Origin of the sequence: Shinella fusca (assembly GCF_014203155.1) — a bacterium.
In the GTDB taxonomy this organism is placed as follows: domain Bacteria; phylum Pseudomonadota; class Alphaproteobacteria; order Rhizobiales; family Rhizobiaceae; genus Shinella; species Shinella fusca.
On the sequence record NZ_JACHIK010000003.1, the window covers coordinates 79667 to 96262 of the forward strand.

The following is a 16596-nucleotide window of genomic DNA, read 5'->3' on the forward strand; positions in this document are numbered from 1 at the left end:
GGCAGGTGAAGGAGTAATTCCATGAACATGCAGACAGGCAAGACGCTTTCGGCGGCCGAAGCCGCGCTTTGCGAAGCCTACGACCATGCGGTCGGCGAACTGCCGGGCGATGCCGCCGTGCTCGCCGCCCGCGACACGCTGATCAGCGATTTCAAGCAGGCGGGCCTCCCGACCCGCCGTGTCGAGGCCTGGCACTATACGGACCTCAAGGCGATGCTGCGCGCGCTGCCGGCCTTCGATCCGGCCGCCTCCGCCGCCAAGGCTTCTCCGCTGGTCGAGGGCTCGACGGTGCTCTCCGTCGTCAACGGCGTTGCCGATGCCCGCGGCGCAGCGAAGGCCGTGACGGTTCGCCGTTTCGCCGAAGCGCTCGCTGACGGCACCGCCGCCGAGGGCCTTACCGCCCGCGACGCCGACGACACGATCGGCCGTATCAACGGCGCCTTCGTGCGCGACGGCTTCGTCATCGACGTGCCGGCCGGCACCGAGCTCGCCGCCCCGCTCGAAATCCAGGCCGTGCAGAATGCCGGCCAGACGCATACGCGCTTTCCCGTCACCTTCGGCGCCGGCGCAAAGGCGACCGTCGTCGAGCGGCACCTTGCCGCGGGCCAGAACCCTGCCTTCGTGACGACGTTGAGCGACATTTCGCTCGCCGACGGCGCGGACATCACCTGGATCATCCTCCAGGCGCAGGGCGCGGCGGATACGCATCTCGGCGAGATCCGCATCACGCTCGGCACGGACGCCAAGCTGCGCCTCTACGTGGTCAATGCCGGCGGCAAGGTCGTGCGGCAGGAAATCCATGTCGTCGTGGCGGGCGAGGGCTCCGACCTCAAGCTGCGCGGCATCAACCTGCTCGGCGGCGAGACGCACAACGACGTGACCTTCACGGTCGGCCATGACGTGCCGAACACGACGTCGACGGAAGTCATCCGCAACGTGGTCTTCGACCGTGCGCGCGGTGTCTTCCAGGGCCAGATCCGCGTGGCGCCCGATGCGCAGAAGACCGACGCGAAGATGTCGTGCAACACGCTTCTGCTTTCGGACGAAGCCGATTTCTCGGCCAAGCCCGAGCTGGAGATTTTTGCCGACGACGTCCAGTGCGGCCACGGCGCGACCGTGATCGACATCGACCATACGCAGCTCTTCTACCTGATGGCCCGCGGCATCCCCGAAAACAAGGCGCGCGCCATGCTGGTCAACGCCTTCGTCGCCGAGATCGTCGAGGAACTGGAAGACGAGCCGCTGGTGGAAGCGCTGGAAGGCGTCATCGCCGCCTGGCTGGAAAAGCACGCCTGACAGGGCGGATAGGAAGACGAGATGGAACATGCACCCGCAAAGGCCTATGACGTCGAGGCGATCCGCAAGGATTTCCCGATCCTGTCGAAAACGGTCTACGGCAAACCGCTGGTCTATCTCGACAACGGTGCCTCTGCGCAGAAGCCGCAGGTGGTCATCGACGCGATCGCGAACGCCTATTCCAACGAATACGCCAATGTGCATCGCGGCCTTCACTTCCTGTCCAATGCCGCCACCGACGCCTATGAGGCGGCGCGCGAGAAGGTGCGCCGTTTCCTGAACGCCGCCTCGGTCGACGAGATCGTCTTCACGAAATCCTCGACGGAGGCGATCAACACGGTCGCCTACGGCTACGGCATGGCCAAGCTCGGCGAGGGCGACGAGATCGTCCTATCGATCATGGAGCACCATTCCAACATCGTGCCGTGGCATTTCATCCGCGAGCGCAAGGGCGCCAAGCTCGTCTGGGCGCCGGTGGACGAGACGGGTGCGTTCCATATCGAGGACTTCGAAAAGTGCCTCACCGAGCGCACCAAGCTCATCGCCATCACGCATATGTCGAATGCGCTCGGCACCGTCGTGCCGGTCAAGGAGATCTGCCGCATCGCCCGCGAGCGCGGCATTCCGGTGCTGGTCGACGGCTCGCAGGGCGCCGTGCACATGCCGGTGGACGTGCGCGACATCGATTGCGACTGGTACGTGATGACCGGCCACAAACTCTACGGCCCCTCGGGCATCGGCGTGCTCTACGGCAAGATGGACCGGCTCAAGGAGATGCAACCTTTCCAGGGCGGCGGCGAGATGATCGTCGACGTGACGGAGGACATCGTCACCTACAACGATCCGCCGCACCGCTTCGAGGCCGGCACGCCGCCGATCGTCCAGGCGATCGGCCTCGGCTATGCGCTGGACTATATGGAAAAGATCGGCCGCGCGGCGATCTCCGCCCATGAGGCGGACCTGCGCGACTACGCCCATGAACGGCTTTCGGCGATCAATTCGCTGCGTATCTTCGGCACGGCCGAGGGCAAGGGCTCGATCTTCTCCTTCGAGCTGGAAGGCATCCATGCCCATGACGTGTCGATGGTCATCGACCGGCAGGGGGTCGCGGTACGCGCCGGCACCCATTGCGCCCAGCCGCTCTTGAAACGCTTCGGCGTTACCTCCACATGCCGGGCATCGTTCGGCATGTACAACACGCGCGCCGAAGTCGATGCCTTGGCCGATGCGCTCGACCACGCGCGAAAATTCTTTGCCTGAGGAGGTGGACCCATGTCCCTCGACGCAACGGAAGACAAGATCGATGTCCGCGACGGCATCGTCCATTCGGCGATCCCGGCCGACGAACTGGCCCGCCTTTCCGACGATATCATCTCCGCGCTGAAGACGGTCTACGACCCGGAAATCCCCGCGGACATCTTCGAGCTCGGCCTGATCTACAAGATCGATATCGAGGACGACCGCATGGTCAAGATCGACATGACGCTGACGGCCCCCGGCTGCCCCGTCGCCGGCGAGATGCCGGGCTGGGTGGAGAATGCGGTCGGTGCTGTCGAGGGCGTCTCAGGCGTCGAGGTCAGCATGACCTTCGACCCGCCGTGGACCCCGGACCGCATGTCGGAAGAGGCGCAGGTCGCCGTCGGCTGGTATTGAGGCGAGGGGCAAGCGCCCCGACGCCGTTACTTGATCCGTCAGCCCGGCGATACTAGATTCGGATTCGCAAGCCGCCGGGCCTTGAACCCGGCCGGCGAAGGAGAAACGATCCATGGCCTTTGCAGTCATGACACTCACGAATGCCGCGGCGGACCGCGTCAAGGCGATCGTCGACAATGCGGGCGGCGAGGCCAAAGGCATCCGCGTCGGCATCAAGAAGGGCGGTTGCGCGGGGATGGAATATTCCATCGACCTCGTCACCGAGCCCAATGCCAAGGACGACCTGATCGAGCTCAACGGCGCCCGCGTCTGGGTCGCGCCGGAAGCCGTGCTCTATCTCCTCGGCACGCAGATGGATTTCGAGGTGACGACGCTGCGCTCCGGCTTCACCTTCAACAACCCGAACCAGACGTCCGCCTGCGGCTGCGGCGAATCGGTCGAGCTGAAGCCGGCCGACCTTGCGGCCCTTGCCGCCGCCGGCCAGCCGGTGGTGCGCACCTGAGAGGGGCGGAAAGCCCCTCAACTTGCTCTTCCTTTCGCCGCCGCTTTTGCTAGTCTCCCGCTGCCGGCATGAAAGGGTCGTGCCGGAGTGATCGCCCGGGAGGGGCGCGAGCGATGACCGGCTTTGCCGCATCCCTTTATCGTGATCTGCCGTTCCCCGTCGTCATCGTGGACGACAAGGCGCATGTCGTCTCGCACAATGCCGCCGCCGCGCGCACCTTCGGCTGGAAGCAGGACGGCGGCGATGCCGTCACCGTCCTGCCGGTGCTCGACGGGGCGGAGGCCGCCGACATCCTCAGCCGCCGCGCCGCCACGGGCCGCGAGAACGCCCATCCCTTCGTCTTCCGCCACGACAACGGCTCGCATTTCGAGGCGACCGCCCATGTCATCCCCGTCGAGGGCGATCATCCCGGCGGCCCGCACTATGCGCTGCTGCTGCGCAGTCTTCTCAGCGGCGGCAGCCATGGCGAGGATATCCTGCTCGGCCAGCGCATCGCCGCCGCGCTCGACACCATGACGGAGGGCTTTGCGATCTTCGACCGGGAGGACCGGCTCGTCATGTTCAACCGCTCGTACAAGGATCGGTGCGGAGAGGCGCGCGATGCCGTGCGGGTCGGGGCGACGCTCGAGGCCATCACCCGCGCCTGCATTTCCGCCGGCCGGTTTCCGGGCATCGGCGAGGGAACACCGGAGGCCGAGGCGCTGGTGCGCGCACGCCTTGAAAGCCACCGCAACACCGACGGCGACGGGACGGTCTTCGAATTCGGCAAGGGCCGGTGGATCCGCGGCGAGAGCCGGGTCGCCGAGACGGGCGATATCGTCGCCACGCGCGTCGACATTTCCGAGTTGAAGCGCACGGAGGCGGCGCTGGAGGAGAAGCGGCGCGAATATCTTTCGCTGCTGCAAATCCTGCCCGACATGATCCTGCGCTTCGACAGGCATCTCGCCATCCGCTTCGCGAACGACAAATACGCCAATTTCGTCGGCTCGACGACGGATGAGCTGATCGGAAAGTACCTGCCGGACATCGCCTGCGCCCCGGAGCAGACGGCCTCCCTGACCGACATCGCCAACTACACGCGCGAAGCGCCGGTGCGCACGCAGGAGATCTGCATCGACGGGCCGGATGGCGAGGAGATGTGGATGCTGTGGACGGCCGTGGCGATCTTCGACGGGAAGGGCGTCAGCGAGGTCGTCAGCGTCGGCCGCGACGTCACCGAGGCCAAGCGCCAGCAGCGCCAGGTGGAGGCCCAGACGAACGAGCTTCGCCGCAAGAACGAGGCGCTCGACCAGTTCACCGCCACCGTCTCGCACGATCTCAAGGCGCCGCTGAGGCATCTTTCCATGTTCGCCGAGATGATCTCGGAGGACGTGCACCGCGGCGCGTTCGACGAACTGCCGCACTATGCCGACCATGTGCGCAAGAGCGCCGCGCGCATGCGGCGCATCATCGACAGCCTGCTCGAATTCTCGCAGATCGCCTATCGCATCGTCGTGCCGAAGCCTGTTGCGCTGTCCGGCGTGATGCGCGAGGCGCTGACGCTGCTGGAGGGCCAGTTGCAGGAATGCGGCGGCACCGTCGAGGTCGCTCCGCTGCCCGAGATCATGGGCGACCAGGAGCTCCTGAAGCGCCTTGCGCAGAACCTCATCGGCAACGCGCTGAAATATTGCCGCCCCGGCGAGGCGCCGAAGGTCCGGATCTACTGCCGGGAGGACGGGGAGAACATCCGACTTGTCGTGGAAGACGAGGGGATCGGCATCGACCCGCAATATATCGAGCGGATTTTCGAGGTCTTCCAAAGGCTTCACCGGGACGAGTCGATTTACCAGGGCACCGGCCTCGGCCTTGCGCTGGCGCGCCGGATCGTCGAGAGCCACAACGGCGCGATCGCGCTTGACACGGCCTATGGTCCGGGCGCACGCTTCGTCGTGACGTTTCCGCAACCCGTGAAGCCGAAAGGGGAGCGATCGTGGGAAGTTCGGTCAGAAGACTGATCGTGGTCGACGACGACCCGGTGGACGTCCGCTTCGTGATGCGGGCCTTCAGCGATGCCGGCAACAAGGTCGAGATCACCCATGTCGCCGATGCCGAGGCTGCCAGTGACCGGCTCGATGCGGAAGCCTTCGACTATATCCTCCTCGACATCAACATGCCCGGCACGAGCGGCGTGGACCTCCTGAAGCGCCTGCGCGGGCGCACGCGTACCGCCGTGACGCCGGTGATCATGCTGTCCTCCTCCTCGAACGTCGCCGATGTGAACCGCGCCTACGAGAACGGCGCGAACGCCTATGCGGTCAAGCCCTCGACCCTGAGCGGCTACCGCGCCTTTGCCGAGGGTTTCACCCGCTTCTGGGTGGACGTCGCCGTCGCGCCCTGATCCCATCCCTGCCCGCAACGGAAAACCCCGGCCGATGGTATCGGCCGGGGTAAGGCCTGCTCACCTCTCCTTCGTCATGGTCGGGCTTGACCCGACCATCCATCCGCCGACACGCCTCGAATGTGGATCCTCGGGTCAAGCCCGAGGATGACGGCAGAGGAGGAAGCGGGTAAGACATACCCCCCCGGGAACAGCTACTCGGCCGCTTCCGCGTAGTCCTCCAGCGGCGGGCAGGAGCAGACGAGGTTACGGTCGCCGTAGACGTTGTCGACGCGGTTGACCGGCGACCAGTACTTGTCGACGCGGAAGGCGCCCGGCGGGTAGCAGGCCTGCTCGCGCGAATAGGGACGATCCCATTCGCCGACGAGGTCTTCCACCGTATGCGGGGCATTCTTGAGCGGGTTGTTCTCCCGGTCCATCCGGCCTTCCTCGATGGCGCGGGCCTCCTCGCGGATCGCCAGCATCGCCTCGCAGAAGCGGTCGATCTCCGCCTTGGTCTCCGATTCGGTCGGCTCGATCATCAGCGTGCCGGCAACCGGCCAGCTCATGGTCGGCGCGTGGAAGCCGCTGTCGATGAGGCGCTTGGCGACGTCGTCGACCGTAACGCCCGCGCTCGCCGCGAGCGGGCGCGTGTCGATGATGCATTCATGCGCCACGCGGCCCTTGGAGGAAGCATAGAGCACGTCATAGGCGCCCTTGAGGCGGGCGGCGATGTAGTTGGCGTTGAGGATCGCCACCTTCGTCGCCTGCGTCAGGCCTTCGCCGCCCATCATCAGGCAGTAGCTCCAGGAGATCGGCAGGATGGAGGCCGAGCCGAAGGGGGCGGCCGAGACCGCGCCGGCTTCCCCGGTGGTCGGGCTCGTCGGCAGGTAGGGCGCAAGATGCGCCTTCACGCCGATCGGCCCCATGCCCGGCCCGCCGCCGCCGTGCGGAATGCAGAAGGTCTTGTGGAGGTTGAGGTGCGAGACATCCGAGCCGATGTCGCCGGGGCGGGCAAGGCCGACCATGGCGTTCATGTTCGCGCCGTCCATGTAGACCTGGCCGCCGTGCCTGTGCACGATCTCGCAGACCTCGCGCACGTTCTCCTCGAAGACGCCGTGCGTGGAGGGATAGGTGATCATGCAGCAGGAGAGGTTTTCCGCGTGTTGCTCTGCCTTCGCGCGGAAATCGTCCATGTCGATGTCGCCGTTCTCCGAGACCTTCACGACGACGACCTTCATGCCGGCCATCTGCGCGGAGGCGGGGTTGGTGCCGTGCGCGGAAGTCGGGATGAGGCAGACGTCGCGATGCGCGTCGCCGTTGGCGAGGTGATAGGCGCGGATCGTCAGGAGGCCGGCATATTCGCCCTGCGCGCCCGAATTCGGCTGCATGGAAACCGCGTCGTAGCCGGTGATGTCGCAGAGCTTGTGCGACAGGTCCTCGATGAGGTGGCGATAGCCCTCGGCCTGGTCGGCCGGCACGAAGGGGTGGATCTCGGAAAATTCCGGCCAGGTGATCGGCAGCATTTCCGCGGTCGCGTTCAGCTTCATCGTGCAGGAGCCGAGCGGGATCATCGCCCGGTCGAGCGCAAGGTCCCGGTCCGAGAGGCGGCGGATGTAGCGCACCATCTCGCTTTCCGCGCGGTTCATGTGGAAGATCGGATGCGTCAGGTATTCGCTGGTGCGCAGCAGGTCTTCCGGCAGGCGATAGTCCGGCTCGAACTCGGCGATCTCGAAATTGCCGCCGAAGGCGCGCCAGACGGCCTCCAGCGTGACGGGGCGCGAACGCTCGTCGAGGCTGATGCCGATGCGGTCGTCGCCGATCCTGCGCAGATTCACCTCTTCGGCCACCGCCGCTTTCAGGATGATGCCCTGCAGCTTGCCGACATGCACGGTGATCGTGTCGAAGAAGACCTCCGGCTCGACGGTATAGCCGAGCTTTTCGAGGCCCTTGGCAAGGAGCACCGTCTTCTGGTGCACGCTCTGGGCAATCGCCTTCAGGCCCTGCGGGCCGTGGAAGACCGCATACATCGAGGCCATGACGGCGAGCAGCACCTGCGCGGTGCAGATGTTCGACGTCGCCTTCTCGCGGCGGATATGCTGCTCGCGCGTCTGGAGCGACAGGCGATAGGCACGGTTGCCGCGGGCATCGATGGACACGCCGACGAGGCGGCCGGGCATGGAGCGCTTGTAGGCGTCCTTGACCGCCATATAGGCCGCATGCGGCCCGCCGTAGCCGACCGGCACGCCGAAGCGCTGGGTACAGCCGATGGCGATGTCCGCATCCATGTCGCCGGGCGACTTGAGGAGCGCGAGTGCCAGCGGATCGGCCGCCATGACGGCGATGGCGCCGGTCTGGTGCAGGCGGGCGATGAGACCCGAGAAATCGCGCACATGGCCGTAGGTGCCGGGATACTGGAAGATCGCGCCGAAGACGTCGACGGGGTCGAGATCGGTGAAGGGATCGCCGACGACGATGGTCCAGCCGAGCGGTTCGGAGCGGGTCTTCAGCAGAGCGATCGTCTGCGGGTGGCAGTTCTCGTCGACGAAGAAGGCGGTCGCCTTGGATTTCGCGACGCGCTGCGCCATTGCCATCGCTTCGGCGGCGGCGGTCGCCTCGTCGAGCAGCGAGGCATTGGCGACGTCGAGGCCGGTGAGGTCGCACACCATGGTCTGGTAGTTGATGAGCGCTTCCAGGCGCCCCTGGCTGATCTCCGGCTGGTAGGGCGTATAGGCCGTGTACCAGGCGGGGCTCTCCAGGATGTTGCGCTGGATGACCGGCGGCGTGATCGTGCCGTAGTAGCCCTGGCCGATCAGCGAGACGAGCTTCCTGTTGCGGTTGGCGGTCTCGCGCAGCTTGTCGAGCGCCTCGCGCTCGGTCATCGGCGCGCCCCATTCGAGCGGCTTTTGCTGGCGGATCGATTTCGGCACGGTGTCGTCGATCAGCGCGTCGAGGCTGTCATAGCCGATCACCTTCAGCATCGCCTCCATTTCCTTCGGCGAGGGGCCGATATGGCGGCGGTTGGCGAAATCGTAGGGCTGGTAATCGGTAAAGGCGAAGTCCTTGGGCAGGTTCATCAGCCGACAAGCTCCTTGTAGGCGGCTTCGTCCATCAGGCCGTCGGCATCGGCCTTGTTGGCGAGCTTCAGCTTGAAGAACCAGCCGGCGCCCTGCGGGTCGGAGTTGACGAGGGAGGGATCGGCGGTGATCGCCTCGTTGACCTCGACGATCTCGCCGTCGAGCGGGCAATAGACGTCGGAGGCCGCCTTGACGCTCTCCACGGTGGCCGCATCGCCGCCCTTCTCGAAGGTGGCGCCGACGTCCGGCAGCTCGACGAAGACCAGGTCGCCGAGCTGTTCGGCCGCGTGGGTCGTGATGCCGACGGTCGCGACATCGCCCTCGATCTTCAGCCACTCGTGTTCTTCGGTGAATTTCAGCATGGTTGTTCCTCTCTCGGAATGGAATGGTTCGGGGTTGCCCCTCATCCGCCTGCCGGCACCTTCTCCCCGCAGGCGGGGCGAAGGAGGCTTGCCGCGCCGCTTCCGCTCCCTCGCCCCGCTTGCGGGGAGAGGGCTGGGGTGAGGGGCGATGGCTCGGCCGGGACGGTCATGGGGTCAGCGCTTGAAGGTGTTCTTGACGAAGGGCATGGCGGCTACGGTGACGGGCAGGAATTTTCCGCGCACGCCGGCATAGAGCGGCGTGCCGGGCTCGGCCGAGGCGGTCGCGACGTAGCCCATGGCGACGGGGCCGTCGACATTGGGGCCGAAGCCGCCGGAGGTCACCGTGCCGACGACGTCCTCGCCTTCCGGATCGGTGGCGAGCACCGCGCCGGCGCGCACGGGCGCGCGGCCCTCGGCCCTGAGGCCGACGCGGCGGCGCTCCGGGCCGTTTTCGAGCTGGTCGAGGATGACGGATGCGCCGGGGAAACCGCCTTCGCGCGCACCCCCCCTGCGGCGGGCCTTCTGGATCGCCCATTCGAGGCCGGCTTCCACCGGCGTCGTGCCGGTATCGATGTCGTTGCCGTAGAGGCATAGGCCGGCTTCGAGGCGCAGCGAATCGCGGGCGCCGAGGCCGATCGGCAGCACGTCCGGATGGTCGAGCAGGCGGCAACAGACCGTTTCGGCAAGGTCGGCCGGAATGGAGATCTCGAAGCCGTCCTCGCCGGTGTAGCCGGAGCGCGAGACGATGCAGCCGGCATCGTGCAGGTCGCAGGCCCGCACGTCCATGAAGCGCATGGAGGAGATATCGGCCCACAATTCGGCCAGCACCGCCTCGGCGCGCGGGCCTTGCAGGGCGACGAGGGCGCGGTCGTCGTGCAGCGTCAGCTCGCAGGCCTCGCCGATCTTCGCCCGCATATGGGCGAAATCCGCCTCCTTGCAGGCGGCGTTGACGACCACGTAGAAATGGTCGCCGCGGTTGGCGATCATCAGGTCGTCGAGGATGCCGCCCTCGTCATTGGTGAAGAGGGCATAGCGCTGGCGGCCTTCAGGAAGGCCGGCGACATCCACCGGCACCAGCGTTTCCAGCGCGCGGGCCGCGTCCGCATTGTCGCCGGAGCGGGCGCGCACGGTCACCTGGCCCATGTGCGACACGTCGAAGAGGCCGGCGGCCGCGCGGGTGTGCAGGTGTTCCTTCATCACGCCGGCCGCATATTGCACCGGCATTTCATAGCCGGCGAACGGCACCATGCGGGCGCCGAGCGACAGGTTCAGCGCATGAAGCGGGGTTTTCTTGAGATCAGACGATACGTCCAAAAGGCGCCCTCCAAGTCCTTGGCGCCCTTTCTCCTCGGGCGCCGGCTCACACTTTCGGCGCGAACGCGCCGTTTTGCCTGAGCCCCCTCTGTCCCTTCGCCTGAGATTGTTATCCCTTCGGCGAGCGCTTTCGCGCTTCTCTCCAGAGTTCCGACGGCACCTTGCTGGTCCTTTTGCCTGAGAGTTTCCGGGGCGGTTGCTCCTTCGGCACCGGATTTGCCCGGTTTCTCCCAGCGAGGTCGGCTCCAGATAACGGCCTCGCCCATATTTTGGCAAGAGGCGGCGTCGCTCTCGAACAAATTTTTGTCGTTCGAGAAAAGGGACAAAAGAAAGCCCCCGGAAAGGGGGCTTGCAAAGTTGGAGGACGGCTGTTCTTCGAGAGGATCAGGCGGGCTCGGTTACGGCGGTTCCGCCGTTCTCCTCATAGAGGCGCTGCGCCTCGGCGACCGTCACCTGCGGCGTCTCGTTCGGCGCCGTGATCAGCGCGAGCGCGAGGGCCGGCGGATGGATGACGTTGAGCACGGCGACGACATGCGCGTCGCCCCGGGTCCTGGCATCCTCGCTCCAGGCATGGATGCGCTCCTCGAACAGCGTGCCGGTGCGCGTGTTCGACCGCATGCCCTGGGAGGCATAGGCGGCTGTGGTCGGCGAGACTGTCACGATCTGGGTCATGGCGCTTCAACGGGTTTGTTTGGTTTATCGAATTTAACAGTTGCGGCTTACCTGGAAATGAAACGCAAGGGTTGCATTTTCATCGAATTTTAACGGTTCTCCGGTGGCGCGGCCGGCCTTGCCTTTGCCCCCTCAATTCCGCCATAAGAGGCGAAGAAAGCCGCCGGAGTCGCGGCCGATCATGATGCCGCCGATGGCGCGGGAGGACCGATGAAGCCGATTTTCGTGCAATTGCAATGTGCTCCGGGCAAGACCTACGAGGTGGCCGATGCGCTTTACGCTACGGAACTCATTTCGGAGCTCTACTCCACCAGCGGCGACTACGATCTCCTCCTGAAGATCTATGTCGACAGCGAGGAGGATATCGGCAAGTTCATCAACGACCATGTCGCCTCCATTCCGGGCATCGTGCGCTCGCTGACGACGCTGACCTTCCGCGCCTTCTAATTCCTTCGTTCTTGCGCTAAGAGCGGCGCAACGAAAGAAGGCGAAGATGGCAGGCATCGAACACAAGCAGGTGGAAGGCGACGAGGCGGGCATGCGCCTCGACCGCTGGTTCAAGGTCCATTACCCGGGCCTCGGCTTCGGCCAGCTCCAGAAATTGCTGCGCTCCGGGCAGGTGCGCATCGACGGCGGGCGCGCCAAGAGCGACACGCGCGTGCAGCCCGGCCAGACGATCCGCATTCCCCCGATGGAGGTGGATGCGAAGAAATCCGGCCCCATCGCCGGCCGCGACCTGAAGCATTCCCCGGACGGCGAGCTCCTCTCCCGCATGCTGCTGCACGAGGACGACAAGGTCTTCGTGCTCAACAAGCCGGCCGGCATCGCCGTGCAGGGCGGCTCGGGCGTCACCCGGCACATCGACAAGATGCTGGAGGCCTGGACGAGCCAGAAGGGCGAGAAGCCGCGCCTCGTGCACCGGCTCGACCGCGACACCTCGGGCGTCCTCGTCATCGCCCGCACGCGCGGCGCGGCGCAGAAGCTCACCGCCGCCTTCCGCGAGCGCGACACCAAGAAGACCTACTGGTCGCTGGTCAAGGGCGTGCCGAAGAAGCGCGAGGACAAGATCTCCACCTGGCTCGTCAAGGAGCAGACGCCGGACGGCGACCGCATGCGCATCGCCAGGCACGGCGAAGACGGGGCGGACCATGCCGTCTCCTTCTACCGCGTCGTCGAGCAGGCCGGGCAGAACTTCGCCTGGCTGGAGATGGAGCCCTATACGGGGCGCACGCACCAGCTTCGCGTCCACGCCGCCCATATCGGCCACCCGATCCTCGGCGATCCGAAATATTTCGACGCGGATACCAACTGGGCGTTTCCGGGTGGCGTGCAGAACCGCCTGCATCTCCATGCCCGCCATATCGACATCCCGCACCCCTCCGGCGGGCGCCTGCGCGTGACCGCGCCGCTGCCGCCGCACATGGTGCAGACCTGGAACCTCTTCGGCTTCGACCAGAACGCGGCGGACGAGGAAGACTGATGCGCCTCGTCCTCTTCGATTGCGACGGCACGCTGGTCGACAGCGCGAAGCTGATCCACGAGGTCATGGCGCGCACCTTCGTCGATTTCGGCTATATGCGACCGGACGTTTCCGAGACCAAGGCGATCATCGGCCTGACGCTCGACATCGCCATCGCCCGCATGCAGGGCAAGCCGCATGTCGACGAGGAGGCGCTGGCGATGACGGCGCACTACAAGGCGACCTTCTCCGGCGTGCGCGCCGAACCCGGCTTCCAGGAGCCGCTCTTTCCCGGCATCGACGCCATGATGGCGCGGCTGGAGCGCGAGGACGACCTGATCCTCGGCGCCGTCACCGGCAAATCCCGCCGCGGCCTCGATCTCATCCGCGCCGCGCACGGCTTCGACAAGACGTTCTTCGTCTCGCGCACGGCGGACGACTGCCCCTCCAAGCCGCATCCGGCCATGGTCATGGAATGCTGCAGCGAGGCGGGCGTCGATGCGGCCCGCACGGTTGTCATCGGCGATGCGATTTACGATATGCAGATGGCGAAGGCGGCCGGCGCTTCGGCGATCGGCGTTTCCTGGGGCTATGCCTCTGTGCCCGAACTCGTCGAGGCCGGCGCGGACCACATCCTTCGCACGCCCGCCGACCTTCTCGAATGGCTGGAGATTTCCGATGCGTGACATTCTGAGCGACCTTTCCGATGCGATGAGCGATCCCGATCCGGTGCGCCGCGCGCAGATCCAGATGAAGCGGCCGCTGCCGAAGCGCTTCTACAAGGAGGTCTCGACCGACCGGACGGACGAGGGCTACCGCATCCTCATCGACGGGCGCCCGGTGCGCACGCCGGTCAAGAAGCTACTGGCCGTGCCCTCGCAGGCCATCGCCGACCGGCTGAAGGCCGAATGGGACGGGCAGGGCGAGGAGATCGACCCGGCGACGATGCCGGTGACGCGCCTCGTCAACACCGCCATCGACGGCGTTGCCGGCAATTTCGACGCCGTCTTCGACGAGATCGTGCGCTTCGCCGGTACGGACATGCTCTGCTACCGCGCGGATTCGCCGGCTGGCCTCGTCGAGCGCCAGCGCGAGGGCTGGGACCCGATCCTGCGCTGGGCGGCCGAGGCCAAGGGCGCGCGCTTCATCCTCGTCGAGGGCGTCATGCACCAGGAACAGCCTGCGCGGGCCGTCGAGGCTTTCGCCTCCGCGCTTTCCGGCTGGCGCGATCCGCTGGCGCTCGCGTGCCTCCACACCGTCACGACGCTGACCGGCTCGGCGCTGCTGGCGCTGGCGCTCGCCGAGGGCGTGATCGATGCCGAGACCGCCTGGACGCTCGCCCATGTCGACGAGGACTGGCAGATCGAGCAATGGGGCACGGACGAGGAGGCCTTCCGCCGCCGGGAACTGCGCCGCGCGGAAATGAACGTCGCCGCCGCGGTGCTCGCCGAGGTCCCGCGCGCCTGAGACGATCTATCTAGAACGGTCCTCTTCAAGCCCCCCGTTTCGCATGTTAAGTCATTGTCGAAACGGGAGGAACCGAGGGACCATGAAGGAAATTCTCCACGAACTGGAAGCCCGGCGCGAGCGCGCCCGCATGGGCGGCGGCGCCGCCCGTATCGATGCGCAGCACAAGCGCGGCAAGCTGACCGCGCGCGAACGCATCGAGGTGTTCCTGGACGAGGGCTCCTTCGAGGAATTCGACATGTTCGTCGAGCACCGCTCGACGGATTTCGGCATGGAGAAGACGAAGATCGCCGGCGACGGCGTCGTCACCGGCTGGGGCACGGTGAACGGGCGCACCGTCTTCGTCTTCGCCAAGGACTTCACCGTCTTCGGCGGCTCGCTTTCCGAGACCCACGCCCAGAAGATCATGAAGGTCCAGGACATGGCGCTGAAGAACCGCGCGCCGATCGTCGGCCTTTACGATGCGGGCGGCGCGCGCATCCAGGAGGGCGTCGCCGCGCTCGGCGGCTATGCCGAGGTCTTCCAGCGCAACGTGCTCGCCTCCGGCGTCATCCCGCAGATTTCCGTCATCATGGGGCCGTGCGCGGGCGGCGACGTCTATTCGCCGGCCATGACCGATTTCATCTTCATGGTGCGCGACACGTCCTACATGTTCGTGACCGGCCCGGACGTCGTGAAGACCGTCACCAACGAGACGGTCACGGCGGAAGAGCTCGGCGGCGCCTCCGTCCACACGACGAAATCCTCCATCGCCGACGGAGCCTATGATAACGATGTCGACGCGCTGCTGCAGGTGCGCCGCCTCATCGACTTCCTGCCGCAGTCCAACACCTCGCCCGTGCCGGAGATCGAGTGCTTCCAGTCGGTGGAGGAGACGGACGCCTCGCTCGACACGCTCGTGCCGGCGAACGCTAACAAGCCCTACGACATCAAGGAACTGATCGCAAAGACCGTCGACGAGGGCGATTTCTTCGAGATCCAGGAGAGCTTTGCGAAGAACATCGTCTGCGGCTTCGGCCGCATCGAGGGGGCGACGGTCGGCTTCGTCGCCAACCAGCCGATGGTGCTGGCGGGCGTGCTCGATTCGGATGCCAGCCGCAAGGCGGCGCGCTTCGTGCGCTTCTGCGACTGCTTCGGCATTCCCGTCGTCACCTTCGTCGACGTGCCGGGCTTCCTGCCGGGGACGGCTCAGGAATATGGCGGCCTCATCAAGCACGGGGCCAAGCTGCTCTTCGCCTTTGCCGAGGCGACCGTGCCGAAGGTGACGCTGATCACGCGCAAAGCCTATGGCGGGGCCTATGACGTGATGGCGTCGAAACACCTGCGCGGCGACATCAATTATGCCTGGCCGACGGCGCAGATCGCGGTGATGGGCGCCAAGGGGGCGGTCGAGATCATCTTCCGCAAGGACATCGCCGACCCGGAGAAGATCGCCGCACATACGAAAATGTACGAGGATCGTTTCCTCTCGCCGTTCGTCGCGGCCGAGCGCGGCTATATCGACGAGGTGATCATGCCGCATTCCACGCGCAAGCGCATCGCGCGGGCGCTCAGGCTCCTGCGCAACAAGGATCTCGAAAACCCCTGGAAGAAGCACGACAACATTCCGCTTTGAACCGCAAGGAGGATTTCCCGATGTTCGATCGCCTTTCCGCCTACCGCCCGCAGGCGCTCGCCGCGCTCCGTATCGTGGCGGCGCTGCTCTTCATCGAGCACGGCACGCAGAAATTCATCGATTTCCCGCCGGCCGAGCAGCCCTTCGGCGACCTGATGAACATCCTTGGCGTGGCGGGCGTGCTGGAGGTCGTCGGCGGCGTGCTGATCCTCATCGGTCTCTTCACGCGGCCGGTCGCCTTCGTGCTCTGCGGCTTCATGGCGGTCGCCTATTTCATGGCGCATGCGCCGCAGAGCTTCTTTCCGATCAACAACCGCGGCGATGCCGCGGTCCTCTTCTGCTTCGTCTTCCTGTACCTCACGGCAGCGGGGCCGGGCGCCTTCGCGCTCGACAACGGCCGCCGCAGTTAGGCGACGAACTTCAGGCCGAGGATGCCGGTGACGATGAGCGCGATGCAGCCGAGGCGCATCGCCGTCGCCGGCTCGGCGAAGAGGACTATGCCGAGGATGACGGTGCCGACCGTGCCGATGCCGGTCCAGACCGCATAGGCCGTGCCCATGGGCAGCGTCTTCACGGCAAGGCCGAGAAGCACGATGCTGACCAGCATGGAGCCGGCGGTGAGCGCCGTCGGAAGGGGCTTGGTGAAGCCGTCGGTATATTTGAGGCCGATGGCCCAGCCGATTTCAAAGAGGCCGGCAAGGGTGAGAAGGATCCAGGGCATTCTGCCTACTCCGTTTCAAGGAGCGAGGCCGTCCCCGCGATCGTGACCGGATCGTTCCGGCGGTAGCCGTCTACCGGAGTGGACTATCGTTCATCCGCGCTG

The 16596-nt window shown here is 66.0% G+C and carries 17 protein-coding genes and 1 riboswitch; of the genes, 12 read left to right on the plus strand and 5 right to left on the minus strand.

Features of this window, described 5'->3' with window-relative positions; all coding sequences use genetic code 11:
* The first annotated feature begins 21 nt into the window (after positions 1 to 21).
* From sufD to HNQ66_RS04910, 6 genes are all read left to right on the plus strand, one after another.
* The gene (gene sufD, locus HNQ66_RS04885) at positions 22 to 1296 is read left to right on the plus strand and encodes a Fe-S cluster assembly protein SufD (protein ID WP_184141473.1); all 1275 of its coding nucleotides are present in this window, start codon (positions 22 to 24) and stop codon (positions 1294 to 1296) included.
* A 21-nt stretch (positions 1297 to 1317) separates the two neighbouring features.
* On the plus strand, positions 1318 to 2556 hold the full coding sequence (locus tag HNQ66_RS04890; protein WP_184141475.1) for a cysteine desulfurase: 1239 nt from the start codon (positions 1318 to 1320) through the stop codon (positions 2554 to 2556).
* Positions 2557 to 2568: 12 nt separating this feature from the next.
* Positions 2569 to 2949, plus strand: coding sequence for an SUF system Fe-S cluster assembly protein (locus tag HNQ66_RS04895; RefSeq protein ID WP_184141477.1), 381 nt, complete (start codon positions 2569 to 2571; stop codon positions 2947 to 2949).
* Positions 2950 to 3061: 112 nt separating this feature from the next.
* Positions 3062 to 3451: a Fe-S cluster assembly scaffold SufA gene (gene sufA / locus HNQ66_RS04900; RefSeq protein ID WP_184141479.1), complete on the plus strand. Its 390-nt coding sequence runs from the start codon at positions 3062 to 3064 to the stop codon at positions 3449 to 3451.
* Between the two features lie 113 nt (positions 3452 to 3564).
* Positions 3565 to 5445, plus strand: coding sequence for an ATP-binding protein (locus HNQ66_RS04905; protein ID WP_184141481.1), 1881 nt, complete (start codon positions 3565 to 3567; stop codon positions 5443 to 5445).
* 2 nt (positions 5446 to 5447) lie between these two features.
* On the plus strand, positions 5448 to 5828 hold the full coding sequence (locus tag HNQ66_RS04910) for a response regulator (protein ID WP_184141483.1): 381 nt from the start codon (positions 5448 to 5450) through the stop codon (positions 5826 to 5828).
* A 194-nt stretch (positions 5829 to 6022) separates the two neighbouring features.
* Here HNQ66_RS04910 and gcvP read toward each other — a convergent pair whose 3' ends face one another.
* The 4 genes from gcvP to HNQ66_RS04930 all read right to left on the minus strand — a co-directional run bounded on the left by gcvP (position 6023) and on the right by HNQ66_RS04930 (position 11232).
* Positions 6023 to 8884 (minus strand): aminomethyl-transferring glycine dehydrogenase, encoded by a 2862-nt coding sequence (gene gcvP, locus HNQ66_RS04915; RefSeq protein ID WP_184141485.1) that lies wholly within the window; start codon positions 8882 to 8884, stop codon positions 6023 to 6025.
* Positions 8884 to 9246 carry a glycine cleavage system protein GcvH gene (gcvH, locus tag HNQ66_RS04920; protein WP_184141487.1) on the minus strand — a complete coding sequence of 121 codons (363 nt, stop codon included), beginning with the start codon at positions 9244 to 9246 and terminating at the stop codon, positions 8884 to 8886. The genes gcvP and gcvH overlap by 1 nt, the downstream gene beginning before the upstream one ends.
* 174 nt (positions 9247 to 9420) lie before the next feature.
* Positions 9421 to 10560 (minus strand): glycine cleavage system aminomethyltransferase GcvT, encoded by a 1140-nt coding sequence (gcvT, locus tag HNQ66_RS04925; protein WP_184141489.1) that lies wholly within the window; start codon positions 10558 to 10560, stop codon positions 9421 to 9423.
* A gap of 155 nt (positions 10561 to 10715) precedes the next feature.
* A riboswitch (glycine riboswitch) is annotated at positions 10716 to 10803 on the minus strand.
* 141 nt (positions 10804 to 10944) lie between these two features.
* On the minus strand, positions 10945 to 11232 hold the full coding sequence (locus HNQ66_RS04930; RefSeq protein ID WP_184141490.1) for a hypothetical protein: 288 nt from the start codon (positions 11230 to 11232) through the stop codon (positions 10945 to 10947).
* A 210-nt stretch (positions 11233 to 11442) separates the two neighbouring features.
* Between HNQ66_RS04930 and HNQ66_RS04935 the strand changes: the two genes are divergently transcribed.
* The 6 genes from HNQ66_RS04935 to HNQ66_RS04960 all read left to right on the plus strand — a co-directional run bounded on the left by HNQ66_RS04935 (position 11443) and on the right by HNQ66_RS04960 (position 16183).
* A complete protein-coding gene (locus HNQ66_RS04935) occupies positions 11443 to 11679 on the plus strand; it encodes an Lrp/AsnC ligand binding domain-containing protein (protein WP_024271053.1) in 237 nt (78 codons plus the stop codon).
* 46 nt (positions 11680 to 11725) lie between these two features.
* Positions 11726 to 12712, plus strand: coding sequence for an RluA family pseudouridine synthase (locus HNQ66_RS04940; protein WP_184141492.1), 987 nt, complete (start codon positions 11726 to 11728; stop codon positions 12710 to 12712).
* Positions 12712 to 13377 carry an HAD-IA family hydrolase gene (locus tag HNQ66_RS04945; protein WP_184141494.1) on the plus strand — a complete coding sequence of 222 codons (666 nt, stop codon included), beginning with the start codon at positions 12712 to 12714 and terminating at the stop codon, positions 13375 to 13377. Before HNQ66_RS04940 ends, HNQ66_RS04945 begins: the two co-directional genes overlap by 1 nt.
* The gene (locus HNQ66_RS04950) at positions 13370 to 14158 is read left to right on the plus strand and encodes an ATP12 family chaperone protein (RefSeq protein ID WP_184141496.1); all 789 of its coding nucleotides are present in this window, start codon (positions 13370 to 13372) and stop codon (positions 14156 to 14158) included. Before HNQ66_RS04945 ends, HNQ66_RS04950 begins: the two co-directional genes overlap by 8 nt.
* An 82-nt stretch (positions 14159 to 14240) precedes the next feature.
* Entirely contained in the window at positions 14241 to 15773 is a 1533-nt protein-coding gene (locus HNQ66_RS04955) for an acyl-CoA carboxylase subunit beta (protein WP_184141498.1), read from the plus strand.
* Positions 15774 to 15793: 20 nt separating this feature from the next.
* Positions 15794 to 16183 carry a DoxX family protein gene (locus tag HNQ66_RS04960; protein WP_184141500.1) on the plus strand — a complete coding sequence of 130 codons (390 nt, stop codon included), beginning with the start codon at positions 15794 to 15796 and terminating at the stop codon, positions 16181 to 16183.
* Here HNQ66_RS04960 and sugE read toward each other — a convergent pair.
* Positions 16180 to 16494: a quaternary ammonium compound efflux SMR transporter SugE gene (gene sugE, locus HNQ66_RS04965; RefSeq protein ID WP_184141502.1), complete on the minus strand. Its 315-nt coding sequence runs from the start codon at positions 16492 to 16494 to the stop codon at positions 16180 to 16182. The genes HNQ66_RS04960 and sugE overlap by 4 nt on opposite strands.
* Positions 16495 to 16596: the final 102 nt, after the last annotated feature.

Bases quoted from the DNA above. Each gene is read 5' to 3' on its own strand.
- sufD (WP_184141473.1), top strand. From the start codon at position 22: ATGAACATGCAGACAGGCAAGACGCTTTCGGCGGCCGAAGCCGCGCTT.
- HNQ66_RS04890 (WP_184141475.1), top strand. From the start codon at position 1,318: ATGGAACATGCACCCGCAAAGGCCTATGACGTCGAGGCGATCCGCAAG.
- HNQ66_RS04895 (WP_184141477.1), top strand. From the start codon at position 2,569: ATGTCCCTCGACGCAACGGAAGACAAGATCGATGTCCGCGACGGCATC.
- sufA (WP_184141479.1), top strand. From the start codon at position 3,062: ATGGCCTTTGCAGTCATGACACTCACGAATGCCGCGGCGGACCGCGTC.
- HNQ66_RS04905 (WP_184141481.1), top strand. From the start codon at position 3,565: ATGACCGGCTTTGCCGCATCCCTTTATCGTGATCTGCCGTTCCCCGTC.
- gcvP (WP_184141485.1), bottom strand. From the start codon at position 8,884: ATGAACCTGCCCAAGGACTTCGCCTTTACCGATTACCAGCCCTACGAT.
- gcvH (WP_184141487.1), bottom strand. From the start codon at position 9,246: ATGCTGAAATTCACCGAAGAACACGAGTGGCTGAAGATCGAGGGCGAT.
- HNQ66_RS04930 (WP_184141490.1), bottom strand. From the start codon at position 11,232: ATGACCCAGATCGTGACAGTCTCGCCGACCACAGCCGCCTATGCCTCC.
- HNQ66_RS04935 (WP_024271053.1), top strand. From the start codon at position 11,443: ATGAAGCCGATTTTCGTGCAATTGCAATGTGCTCCGGGCAAGACCTAC.
- HNQ66_RS04940 (WP_184141492.1), top strand. From the start codon at position 11,726: ATGGCAGGCATCGAACACAAGCAGGTGGAAGGCGACGAGGCGGGCATG.
- HNQ66_RS04945 (WP_184141494.1), top strand. From the start codon at position 12,712: ATGCGCCTCGTCCTCTTCGATTGCGACGGCACGCTGGTCGACAGCGCG.
- HNQ66_RS04950 (WP_184141496.1), top strand. From the start codon at position 13,370: ATGCGTGACATTCTGAGCGACCTTTCCGATGCGATGAGCGATCCCGAT.
- HNQ66_RS04955 (WP_184141498.1), top strand. From the start codon at position 14,241: ATGAAGGAAATTCTCCACGAACTGGAAGCCCGGCGCGAGCGCGCCCGC.
- HNQ66_RS04960 (WP_184141500.1), top strand. From the start codon at position 15,794: ATGTTCGATCGCCTTTCCGCCTACCGCCCGCAGGCGCTCGCCGCGCTC.
- sugE (WP_184141502.1), bottom strand. From the start codon at position 16,494: ATGCCCTGGATCCTTCTCACCCTTGCCGGCCTCTTTGAAATCGGCTGG.